This window comes from Nonomuraea sp. NPDC050540 (genome assembly GCF_044457485.1).
In the GTDB taxonomy this organism is placed as follows: domain Bacteria; phylum Actinomycetota; class Actinomycetes; order Streptosporangiales; family Streptosporangiaceae; genus Nonomuraea.
In genome coordinates, this window is the sequence record NZ_JBITHA010000014.1 from 150576 (window position 1) to 162613 (window position 12038).

6 protein-coding genes are annotated in these 12038 nt (G+C 71.2%); 1 reads left to right on the forward strand and 5 read right to left on the reverse strand.

Going from position 1 to position 12038, the window contains the following annotated elements; genetic code table 11:
* Positions 1–2: 2 nt before the first annotated feature.
* From ACIBI5_RS37950 to ACIBI5_RS37965, 4 genes are read right to left on the reverse strand one after another with little or no spacing between them, the layout of a single operon-like run.
* Positions 3–1214, reverse strand: a complete 1212-nt coding sequence (locus tag ACIBI5_RS37950) for a lanthionine synthetase LanC family protein (RefSeq protein WP_397254010.1) — start codon at positions 1212–1214, stop codon at positions 3–5.
* The gene (locus tag ACIBI5_RS37955) at positions 1214–2491 is read right to left on the reverse strand and encodes a lanthionine synthetase C family protein (RefSeq protein ID WP_397254012.1); all 1278 of its coding nucleotides are present in this window, start codon (positions 2489–2491) and stop codon (positions 1214–1216) included. Before ACIBI5_RS37955 ends, ACIBI5_RS37950 begins: the two co-directional genes overlap by 1 nt.
* Positions 2478–5600, reverse strand: coding sequence for a lantibiotic dehydratase (locus ACIBI5_RS37960; protein WP_397254013.1), 3123 nt, complete (start codon positions 5598–5600; stop codon positions 2478–2480). Before ACIBI5_RS37960 ends, ACIBI5_RS37955 begins: the two co-directional genes overlap by 14 nt.
* A complete protein-coding gene (locus ACIBI5_RS37965; RefSeq protein WP_397185248.1) occupies positions 5558–5734 on the reverse strand; it encodes a hypothetical protein in 177 nt (58 codons plus the stop codon). The genes ACIBI5_RS37960 and ACIBI5_RS37965 overlap by 43 nt, the downstream gene beginning before the upstream one ends.
* Positions 5735–6025: 291 nt before the next feature.
* Here ACIBI5_RS37965 and ACIBI5_RS37970 point away from each other — a divergent pair, with 291 nt between their 5' ends.
* The gene (locus tag ACIBI5_RS37970; protein WP_397254015.1) at positions 6026–9034 is read left to right on the forward strand and encodes a BTAD domain-containing putative transcriptional regulator; all 3009 of its coding nucleotides are present in this window, start codon (positions 6026–6028) and stop codon (positions 9032–9034) included.
* A 5-nt stretch (positions 9035–9039) separates the two neighbouring features.
* Here ACIBI5_RS37970 and ACIBI5_RS37975 read toward each other — a convergent pair whose 3' ends face one another.
* Positions 9040–11979, reverse strand: coding sequence for a BTAD domain-containing putative transcriptional regulator (locus ACIBI5_RS37975; RefSeq protein ID WP_397254294.1), 2940 nt, complete (start codon positions 11977–11979; stop codon positions 9040–9042).
* Between the last annotated feature and the right edge of the window lie 59 nt (positions 11980–12038).

The window sequence follows — 12038 nt, forward strand, 5'->3', positions numbered from 1 at the left end:
TGTCACAGTCCCATCGCTCGAACCCAGCCCGACCGGCCCGACGAGAACGCGAGCCCGAGCGCCACACCGGTCGTGCCGTACATCACACCGGGGTCGTCGACGGCCAGGCCCGATGACTCGACGTTCCTGAAGCCCAGCGGAGCGGCCTCGTCGAACCGCTCGACCAGCAGGTCCGTCAGCGCGTCCGCGAGCTGAACGACCTCCGCCCGGCCCGTGTCCCGCGCGAACTCCCGCGCGATCACGAGCAGGCCGGCCACTCCGTGGCACAGTCCGGGGGTGGACGGCCAGGACGACCGGTCCTCCGCCAGCCGCGCCATGACGTCCATGGCCAGCTCGCACGGCTGCGCCGTTCCGGTGGCCGTGCCGGCCAGCCACAGCGACCGCGCGATGCCCGCGCTGCCCGTGCACCACCAGCTCAACGACGAGGCCGGCACCTGACCGCACGCCCGGTGACCGCGGTCGAACAGCACGGCCCTCGGCCACAGCAGGGTGTCCGTCCGCTGCGCCATCAGCCAGGACGTCGCGGCGCGGAGGGTGTCCAGCGTGGGCCCGGCCTCGCCGTCCGCCAAGGCCAGCCGGGCCCGCGTCGCTATCAGGCCCGCCACCCCGTGGGCCATGCCGCACCGCACCGAGGTCGCGACGCGCGCGGGGAAACCGTCCTCGGCGGCGACCGGGACGGCGAGCGGGTGGGCGCCGGACAGCCGCAGGGAGCGATCGCACGCCTCCCGCACCGCGAGCCTGGCCTGCCTGTCCCCCGCGCCGGCGTTCAGGTAGACCCCGTGCCCCGCCAGCCCCGACAGCAGATCGAACGGCCCCGCCCCGGCGGCCGCCGCCGCGCCGATGGCGGGCACGAGCCGCCGCGCGAGCTGAGCCGCCAGCGTGGTGTACGAACCCTCCTCCGCCAAGGTGGCGGTGACGAAACCGAACCCGGTGGCGCCGTCGAACAAGCCCAGGCCCCGCTCGGCGGCCAGCCCCGCCACGCCGTACCTCAGATGCTCGTGGGCGCGACGCGCCCAGACGTCACCGCCGCCCGCGCGGTGCGCCTGCGCGCACAGCATCGCGAGCCCCGCGCCGCCGAAACCCCAGCCGGAGGGCGTCCACCGCACGGTCGCGGCGAACCTCGACGTCGCGGCGTAGGAGTCCAAGGCCGACCGCAGCGTCTCGTCGCTGTGGAGGCGCCGCGCGAGTTCCCACAGCACGTCGCGGCCGTCCATCAGCCCAGCATCAGCACGTCGCGCCACGGCGTCGAGGACATCCCGCCCTGGCTGTAGGCGTACAGGATCGCGGCGGTGCCGGCCGCGCCCGTGAGGAAGGTCGCGTCGTCCACGTCCGGGCTCGCCGGGGCGTGCGGGTAGCGGTACAGGAACGGCAGTTCGTCGTCCTGATGCGCGACGATCCGGTCGATCACGCCGTCGAGGCGCGCCTCGATCTCCGGACTGGGCCCGCCGTCGCGCAGCGACATCAGAATGGCGGCGATCCCCGCCCAGCCGTGGCAGATGCCCATGTCCGTCACTGCCTTGGCGGCCAGCGAGTCGCAGGCCCGCACGAGCGCCTGCCGTCCCAGCGCGCCGAGTTCGTCGCGGCCCAGTGCGCGCCCCGCGACGCAGAGCGCGGCCGCGACTCCGGGGGTGCCGTAGCACCAGGCCATGCGGTCGAGCATCGCAGAGTGCCCGGCCGCCTCCTCCGACGGCCACACGGCGGTCGGCCAGCCGTCCGTCGCCGCTCGCCCGCGCCAGCCGGCCAGCCACGTGGCGGCCGTGCCGATCGCCTCGTCGAGCCGGGGAACCCGGACTCCCTCCAGCTTGGCGACCGCGAGCATCGACATCGCCCCCGCCACCCCGTGCGCCATCCCGAGATCGAGGAGCCGGTTCTCGCCGGGATCGTGCCCGCCGTCGAGGAGCGCCGGGTTACCTCCCACCAGCCAGGGCGGCAGGCCGTCCGCGCGCGGAACCGGCGGGCACAGAAACCTGGCCAGCCCGGTCACGGCCGCGACGGTCTCCGGCCCGTCCGCGCCGTCGCGGGCCAGGAGGAAGCGCGCCAGACCGGACAATCCCTCGATCACGTCGTAGTGCAGGAAGGTGCGCTCGTCATCCTGCTTTCCGAGTACGGCCGCGCGTTCACGAGCCATCGAGACCGCGTCCGCGGTGCAGGTCGCGAGGACCCGAGCGCAGTCACCGGGCCGCCTGGCGATGGCCGCCGCCGCATACCCCAGCCCGGCCAGCCCCTCGTACAGCCCCGACCCGTACGCGCCGTGCGACCGAAGCTCGCCCGCGGCCGCACTCACGTGCGCACGGGCCGCGGGCAGATACGCGTCACCGAACCCCGCCAGCGCCAGCGCCACACCGGCGTGACCACCGGCCAAAGAGAACCCGGTCCACGTCACGAAGCCGTCGCCCTGGGACCGGCGCGCCACCGCGGCGACCTCCCGGGGGTCGGCGAGCCGTTCCGCCAGCCGCACCGCCGTCGCCCGCGCCGCCTCAGCCCGCGACATCGGACATCCTCAGCTTCAGGCCGGCGCCCAGGGCGTGCTTGGCGAGATGGCGCGCCAGCACCAGCCCTTCGTCCTCGTCGCCGCGGCTGCGCGTCATGTTCACCAGGCGGTTGAAGTGCATGTGCGCGAGCGCCAGCCCGATGTCGGCCGCCACCCGGGGATCGCCGAGCCGGCGGACGCGCTCGCCGTAGTCGAGCCCGGCCGCCCGGAGCGCGCCGAGGATCCTCGCCGGCTCCGGCGGCGGCGCGTGCAGGACCGCCTCGATGCGGCTCCTGACCTCACGCCGCCGTTTCGTCTCGGCGCCCTGCGGCAAGTGCGCGACCAGCCATGACGCCTCCTCGCCGGGGGCGATCAGCTCGGCGATCGTCAGGATGGCGAGGACCCCGATCTCGGGCCTCGTCAGGCCGCCCAGTTCCCGTTCGGGTGCGGACAGCAGGTCGAGCACCGCGCGGCTGTCGGCGCAGAACAGGCGCTCGGCGGCGGGCATCAGGCCGGGGCCGCCGTAGCGGGTGAACTCCGGCGCGTACGTGTCGACGAGGAAGTGCGCGGCCTGTCCGTGCTCGCACATCGCCCGCAGGTGCCGCTCGGCCAGCCTGCGGACCTCGGCCGCTCCGTCGAGATCGGGGCAGTGGATCCGGAGGCGCAGGTGGGGGGCGGCGTCGCCGTACCGGATGAAGAACCAGCGGTCGACTTCGCCGGGCAGTTCGTCGATCAGGTGGCGCACCGGTCCGCGCAGCACCGAGTCGTGCAGATCCGCCGAGACGTAGATCTTCGCGTAGTACCAGTGCCCGCCGGGCCGGTGCACGTCCGGCTGGTGCCGCACGGTGACCAGGGGACGGCCGGTCGACGGCGAGGGTGCCGTGGGGCGCAGCGGCAGATAGATCTCGTGGGCCCGGCCGTCGCACCAGCCCAGGTTCTCGGCGAGGCTCTCCCGGTTCTCGTAGATCAGGGCGCCGGGGCGGCGGCAGTGCCAGGCGAGGAGGTCGCGGTGCGAGGCCACGTCGAGGTCCAGTGCGATGCGCTGGTCCCCCATCGCCAGCTGAACCGCGCTCGGCACCCGCATCCGCTCCCGCCACTCGCCGATCACCCGATCACGCTCCGGCGCCTTCGCCAGGCCGGCGGGCGGCGTCCACTGCGCCTTGGCCAGGGTGGTGCGGCCGTGGGTAACGCGCGGCAGGTACGGAAACTCCTCGAACGGTCCCCAGCTCCAGTTCCATACGGTCCGCTCGCGGTCGGGCGCGAACTCCCGCAGAAACCGCACGACGTTGTTCGTGGCGTGCGGGTTCAGCATCGTGTACGCCCGCGGAACCACCTCGTCCCCGGTCTCCATCGAGACCAGGCGCAATCTCTCATGATCGGCGCAAACGCCGAGGCCGGCCAGATCGACCACCCCGGGCTCGGTGGGATCGTGGAAGGTGCCGACGTGAATGGTCCGGTCGAAGACCGCCGCGTGCCGGGCGACGTTCGTGGCGCGGATCGACGGAACATGGAACGAGACGTGCGCCGCGCTCTCCATGTGCCCGAGCGTCTCCGCCACGGCCGCACGATCCAGCAGGTGGAAGAACCGCCCGAACCCGGTCAGCAGCTGCGTCGCCCCCAGGTACGGCGCCCAGATGAGCTCGAAGTCACCCTCGTCCAGGGCCGCCGTGGATCCCGCGAGCAGGTGGAACCCGAACTCGTACGGCAGCCCGGCGGAAGGGGCGTCCCCGGGCCGCATGGCCCGCAGATCGTCTTCGGTGAGGCGCAACTCCTCAGCGCCCGACATCCACGCGTCCTGCAGTCGTGCCCGCAGATGGCGCGAACGGGCCTCATCGGCGTCGATCACCGCCTGCGGCCGCAGCTCCCCTTCCTGCCGCCGCGGGCTGACCGGCCGTTCGTAGGTGGCGGGTGCCCCGATCCCCCGCTCCGCGTCCAGCGCGATGGTGAGCGGCACGACCGTGGCCATGCCGTACCTCGCCACGAAATCGTGGTAGTAGCCACGCAGGTGCGCCGCCATGCGCGGCACCGGGTTCGCCCGGTGGGCCGCGTCGGCCGCACGTTCCGCCTCCCGCGCCACCTCGCGCGAGATGACGACGTCGGCGTCGAGTCTCAGCTCCGCCTGCAGGTACGCGTGATCCACCACGATCAGGTCCGCCATCCGCAGTTCGACGCCCCGAAGCAGCGGCACCCGATCCCCGGCGGGCGCCGAGGGGTAGCCCGCCAGCGACTCGGCCAGCTCGGCCAGCCGTTCGCGCCGGCGTTTCGCCCCTGGGTGGCGGTCGAGTACGGCCAGCACGTGGTCGAGGATCGCCGGCTCGTGGAAGGGCGGGAACAGGTCGCTGACCAGGAACTCCTGCCGCAGCAACGTGGTGACGAACGCCCTGGCGCCGTCGGCCGTGGCAGAGGGCAGCTCGGCGAGCAGGCCCTGGATCAGGTCGGTGGCGGGGATCGGTGTCCGGGTGCGGTTCAGGACGTAGGCCAGGGCGGGCGTCAGCCGTACCGACGACTCGGCGGGATGCGAGTCCGGCACGGGGTGGAACTCCTGGGGATGGGGGTTGACCCAGCGGTCCCCGCGCCGGAAGCCGAGGTTACCGCGCACCACCGTCAGGCATTCGAGCACGTCGGGCTCGCTCTCCCAGTCGGCCAGCAGGGTGATGAGCCACCCCCAGTCGGGCCGGGCCCAGCGCAGATGGTCCGCGCCGAACCGGGCGGCCGCGGGCTCGCCCGGCCCGGCCACGCGGGCCATCGCCACACCGGCCATGGTGCCGAACGGCGTCGGCCGGCCGCTCATGCGCAGCAGGTAGCCGGCCATGGACCGGAACAGGCGCACCAGTTCCTTGTGACCCGGCTGCCCGCCTTGCGAGAGCCGGTCCATCGACCGGTACAGCGAGGCGCTGGCCAGCAGGATCGCCTCCGGCACCGCCGGGATCGCCCACCACTCGCGCAACCGGGCGAGAAGCGGGCCGGCGGAGCCGGGATCGGTGACCTCGACGTCGAGGTGGGTGCGGACGGCCTCGCCGACCGGCAGCGTGGTGGCGCGCACGAAGCACACCGGCCCGGCGACGTACGGTTCGTGGGCCAAGGAGATCAGCAGGCGCAGGGCACGCCGGTCCGGCCGGTGCAGGACCACGCGCAGGTGTAGGTCAGGACGAAGGAGTTGAGACCGCAGTAGTTCGTCACCCCGGCCTGCGGGGCTCGCACACCCTCGCCGGCGATGAGGTCGATGTCGAGGTCGAAGATGTCTTCGGTCGTCGGTGTGGACATGGCGCACCCTCCAGATCGTTTCCCCGTTCGAGCTCAGCATGGCCGACCCGCGTTGTAGGAACGTTGTGGCCACGTTGTGCCCCCGGTCCCGGCGGATTGCGGTGACCGGTGGGGGACGGACTCGGCCCGGGAGCACGGACCGATCCGGCGCGGCTTCGGCGCCGGCATGGCCGGCCGCCTGCCCCGTGATCAATTCCGGGGCGATGTCGAGCACAGCCCCTATAACATCCCGGGAGAGGCTCTTCGCGTTCAGCCGGTCCCGGTTGACGTGTGGGATACGGAGTGGAGTCGATGTCATTCGGCCAGGTCGCCCGGCAGCGACGACGTGCTCTGGGACTGTCGCAGAAGGACGTGGCCGCACGCGCCGGAGTGAGCCCCCGTGCCCTGCGAGGGATCGAGCTGGGCCGTGTGGCCCGCCCCCGGCACGAGACGGTGATGAGGATCGCCGCCGTGCTGGGCCTGGGCGATCAGGCGATCCACGCCGGCCTGTCCATCGCCGTGCTGGGGCCGATGGAGGTCTCCAACGGCGGTGAGACCGTCAACGTGGCCTCGCTGAAGCAGCGCCTTCTGCTGGGGCTGCTGGCGATCCACCCCAACCAGGCGGTGGGACTCGGCAGGATCGCGGAAACACTGTGGGAGGACGGAGCCCCGGCCAAGTGGCGGGGACTGGTGCACACCTACGTGGCGCGGGTGCGGAGCGTGGTGGAGCCGGACGCGCTCCTTACTCATACGCACCATGGATATACGTTGCGCGTAGCCGCCACCGCATTGGATTCGCTGCGATTCGATGAGCTCACCGAGCGGGGTCTGGCCTGCGACGATCCGGATGAGACGGTGGCCTTGCTGACCGAGGCGCTCAGCCTGTGGCGCGGGCCCGTACTGGCGGATCTTCCTTCGGCGTTGTCGGAGGATCCGGCCACGGTGAGGATGTGCGATCGGCGGGCGGCGGCCGCGCTGCGGCTCGCGGATGTGAGCCTGGAACGCGGCGAGTTCGAGGCGGCGGTTTCCGCGCTCCAGCCCGTGGCCGCGGCGGTTCCGCTGCACGAAGGAGTCCATGCGCGCCTGATCCTGGCGATGGCGGGACAGGGCAGACAGGCCGACGCACTCGCGTTGTTCACCCGGATCCGCGATCGTCTCTCGGCCGATCTGGGAGTAGACCCGGGCCCCGAGCTGACGCAGGCCCATCTGCGGGTGCTGCGGCAGGAGATTCCGGCCTCACGTCCCGGACTCGCCTCGACGTCACCCCGGGTGACACCGGCGGAACTGCCGGCCGACGTGGTGGGGTTCGTGGGCCGCGCCGATGAGAGCGCACGGCTGCGGGACCTGCTCCTCAGCGGCTCCGGATCGGTGCCGGCGATCAGTGGGGGCGGCGGAGTCGGCAAGTCCGCCCTGGCCGTCCATGTGGCCTGGCGACTGGCCGGCCACTTCCCTGACGGCCAGCTCTACATGGACCTGCGAGGGACCACCCCGGACGTCAGACCTGTCGATCCGCACGACGCGCTCAGCTACTTCCTTCGTTCCCTCGGCGTGAAGAACATCCCGCGCGTCACCGAGGAGGCGGCCGCCCGCTTCCGCTCTCTGGCGGCTGAGCGGCGCCTGCTCATCCTGCTCGACAACGCCTCCGACGCCGAGCAGGTACGGCTCCTGCTCCCGGGTGCTCCTTCCTGCGGCGTGCTCATCACCAGCCGGCGAATCCTGCCCGGCCTCGGCGCCGTCCAAGAACACCTCGACGTGCTCGCCGAGACCCAGGCGATCGACCTTCTCCGCAACCTGCTCGGCGAGGGCCGGATGGACGCCGAACCCGATGCGGCGCGGGAGTTGGTACGGCTGTGCGGTGGCCTGCCGCTGGCATTACGGATCGTCGCGGCCCGGCTGGCCGCCCGCCCCGCCTGGACCCTGAGCTCCATAGTCGAGCGTCTGCACCAGCGGCGCCTCGATCAGCTTCACGCAGGCGATCTCGACATGGACGTGACGTTCAGGATCAGCTACGGCGAACTCGACGCCACCCACGCCCGCGCCTTCCGGCTCTGTGCCCTGCCCGACGCGCCCGACATCGACGCCGCTGCCGCCGCGGTCGTGCTCGGCACGCCCGAAGAACGGGCCGAGGAAGTGCTCAAGAACCTGGTCGACCTCAACCTGCTCGAATCCCGCACCCCGGGCCGATACCGCTACCACGACCTGCTGCGTCTGTTCGCGCGTGCCCGAGCCGACCAGGAGGACGCGCCGGATCAGCGAGCCGCCGCGTTGCGCCGGCTCCTCGACCTCTACGCCGCGACCACCAGGAACGCGGTGAACACGGTGGACGCCAACTGGGGCTGGCCGGAAAAGCTTCTCAACACTCAAAGCCCCGGACTCCGGTTCCAGGACTCGGCGGCGGCGACCGCGTGGCTGCACGAACAGGCGCCGCATGTGCTGGCGGCCATCACCCAGACCACGGAGATCGCGGAAGAGGCCATCGGGATCGCCGCCGACCTCACCTACAGTCTGCAATGGCTGATCCGCGCGGGAATCAGCTGGAACGCGATCGCTCACGCCGCACACACGGTCGTTGAGGCCGGCGAGAACACCGGGGATCACCGCAGCGAGGCCATGGCCAGGGTCCTGCTCGGCGAACTCGCCTACTCCCGATCGGAGCCGCCCACCGCCGCCAGGCACTGCGACCGCGCCATCAAACTGGCGCAGGCCACGGGGGACGGCACGCTGCTCGCGGAAGTACGCCACCTGCGGGCGATGCTGTTCATCGTCCAGAGGTGTCCGCAGTCGGCCATTCGCCCCTTGCGCGAAGCGGCTGCTCAGTTCGCCAAGCTCGGACGCCTTCGCGGTGAGGCCAACGCCCTTCTAGATCTCGTCGAGGCTCTTGACCAGGCCGGGCGAGGCGCCGAAGCCGGGGCCACTTTGGAGCAGGTCCACGCCCTCACAGAAGGGCGCGACGACCCCGGCATCACGGCCAACCTCGCCAAGGCCCACGGAATTCTCCTGCGCAGAAGGGGCCGGTACGCCGAGGCCGTGGAGGCGTTCGGCAAGACCTTGGCCTTCGACACCGCCACCGGCAGGAGCCGAGGAAGGTCCAACATCCTCTTCGAGATCGCCCATACGTGTTTCCTGGCCGGCGAGGACGGCGAGGCGATCAAACATGCCACGCGGAGTCTGGCGATCGTCCGGGAAATCGGCGATGCCTTCAACACGGCACGCGCGCTGACCGTCCTGGGCAACGTGCACATGCGTCAGGGAGAGGTCGGCAGGGGACGGACCGAACTCGAAGAAGCGCGCGAGATCTTCACCCGGCTCGGCGTTGTGTAACCCCATCAAGCGTGGCCGCCAGGTGGGGTGGAGTCGATCGGGGTGAGCCCCAGTTGCCGGAGGATGTCGGCTGACTTGCGCCAGTTGACTTCCGCCTCCTGCTGCCGGCCGAGGTCGCGCAGTGCCAAGCCCAGTCGCCAGTGGCTCTCCGCTTCCGCGTAGGTGTTCACCAGCCCCTCGCGACGGCTGAGCGTGATCGCCTTCTCGAAGTGGGCGGCGGCCTGCCGCGCGTCGCCGGCCAGCCGATGGGCCTCGGCAAGATCGCCGACCGCGCACACCCTGGCACGAGTGCCGTGTTCCTCGGCCAGGACCACGGCGCGGGTCAGGGTTTCGATGGCGTCGTCGAGCCGGCCCAGCTGGGTGTAGGCGGCGCCCAGATTGGTGAGGTTGAAGGCCTCACCGACCGGATCGTCCTGCTCCCGGTTGAGGGCGAGCGCGAGCCGAAAACAGGCGATCGCCTCGTCGAGCCGTCCCACCCTCTGATGAACGCCGGCCAGCCCCACCAGGGCGTGCGGCTTCAAGTGGTCCAGGTCGTGCTCGCCGATCAGCGACAACGCGCGGGTCAGGTGTTGCCCGGCCGCGTCGAGCAGGCCGAGCCGATGCTGTGCCCAGGCGAGATCGGTGCGTGCGTACGCCTCCAGCCGGCCGTCCTCCGACCTGAGAGCCGCGTCCAGCGCGATCTCGCCCAGCGAGAGCAGATCGCGCCATCGGCCCTGGTCATAGAACGAGAACGACAACGCCGTGGCCAGCGCGACAGCGAGTTCATGCTCGCCCATGCGACCGGCCTGCCCGACGGCGGCGATGAGGTTGGCGGAGTCGGTGTTGATCCATGTGTTGACGTCCGCGTTGCTCTTCAGCGAGAGCCGGCGTACGCCTCGGGTGGCCGGCCCGACTTCCTGACGCCACGGCTGGCCGAGCCCGGCCAGTTCGCTGGCCGCCCGTGCCGTGGCCAGATACAGATGCAGTGCCCGTAGTACCGACTCCTTCCGAGCCGGCGGGCGATCGTCGTCCGCCCCACGCTCCAGTGCGAAGAGCCGCAGCAGGTCGTGCATCCGAAAGCGGTCCGCCGCGTGCGCCTCGACCAGATGCCTGTCCAGCAGCACCTCAAGCAGGGTGCCGGCCGTGTCCGTATCGAGATCGGCGAGGGACGCGGCCACCTCCAAGCTCACATCGGGGCCGTCGAGCAACGCCAGCGACCGGAACATCGCGGCCGCTTCGGCATCGAGATCGCGGTAGCTGCACAGGAAGCTGGCGCGGACCTCGAGATCGTCCACCCGTAGCACGTTGAGCCGGGAATGTTCGGCCGCCAGCTTGTCGGCCAGGCCACGCAGCGGCCAGGCGGGGCGAGCGGCCAGACGTGCCGCGACGATGCGGACCGCCAGCGGAAGCCGGCCACACAGCAGCACCAGGTCGGCCGCCGCCCGGGGATCGGCCTCGACCCGGCCGGCGCCCACCAGGCGAACCAGGACGTTCACGGCCTCGCCCTCGGACAGTACGTCGAGCTCGCGATGAGCGGCGCTGTCCAGCGCGGTCAACGTCCGGCGGCTGGTGACCAGCACCCCGCAACCGGCGCCTCCCGGCAGAAGCGGCCGAACCTGCGCCGCGTCGCGCGCGTCGTCAAGGACGAGCAGCATCCGTTTGCCGGCGACGAGCGACCGGAACCGCCGCGCCGCTTCGTCGTCGGTCACCGGAATCGCCGAATCGGACACCTTGAGCGAACGCAGGAGTGCGCCCAGCGCCTCGCCCGCCGTCAGCGGCGCCCTACCCGGGACTGCTCCCCGCAGGTTCAGATAGAGCTGTCCATCGGGAAAGTCCCGCGCGACCCGGTGTCCGACATGGATCGCCAGCGCGGTCTTTCCCACACCCGCGGCTCCGGTGATCGTGGCCACTCCGCCGTGGGCCAGCAGCTCACACAGCTCATCCCCCTCTGCCGTACGTCCGACGAAGGAGGCGGCCTCAGCGGGCGATTCCGCCAGCGCCAAGGGAACGGCCACTCCGCACCCCGGCATATCCTGAGGCAGCACCCGGATTCGTGCCTCCCGAAGCTCCCATCCCGGTTCGAGCCCCATTTCGGCCAGCCGTTCATGGATGTGCGCGTAGGTGGTCGACGCGGCGGCCTGCCGCCCGTCACCGGCCAGAGCGAGAATCAACCGCGCGTGCACTCCTTCGTGCAAAGGCTGTTCCCGCGCCAAACCTTCCAGTACGCCTACCGCCTGCCCAGGCCGGCCCAGCGCCATGACCGCGTCCGCGAATGCCAGAGCGGCCCTCAGCCGATCGTGGGTCAACTCGTCGATCGCGGCTTGATGCGGACGCAGCCGGTCGGCCAATCCGTCGAGCACCTGCCCCCGCCACAGGTCCAGCGCCTGCCGTAACCGTTGGGCCATGCCCTCGAGATCGCCCGTGCGCCGGCAGCGCAGCGCGTCGTCAAAAGCCCTGGAGAACCGCACGACGTCCATGTGCTCGTCGTCGACATGGAGCGCGTACCCACCACGGGCGGTGAGGATGGCGGTTTCCGACCCCAATGCGTTTCGGAGCCGGGCCACATAGGTGTGAATGAGACTCTGCCACGATCTGGGTGCGGAATCGTCCCACAGGACCGCGGCGATGCCGTCGAGAGTGGCGACGCGGCCAGGCCGGAGAGCCAGCAACCCGAGAAGCCTCCGCTGTTTCTCGGCTTCGATGGCGACCGGCTCGCCGTTCCTATACACCCGTAGCGGTCCGAGTATGTGGATGCTGAGCTCAGCTGTCTGGGACAGCACAGAAGCGTTCTCTCCGAGTACCGCCGTCAATTTCCGCAGGGTTTCCGGATGGGGATGGGCGACCGAGCCGTTCTCGATCGCACGTATCGTACGGACGCTCACGCCGGCCTTCGACGCGAGTTCACGCTGGGAGAGCCTTTGCTTGACCCGCTCAGCTCTGAGGCTTTCACCCGATGAAGTCTTCATGATCACCTAGTCCCCCGAGGACCGGCAGACGATCCAGCACGCGATGCCAAGGCTATGAG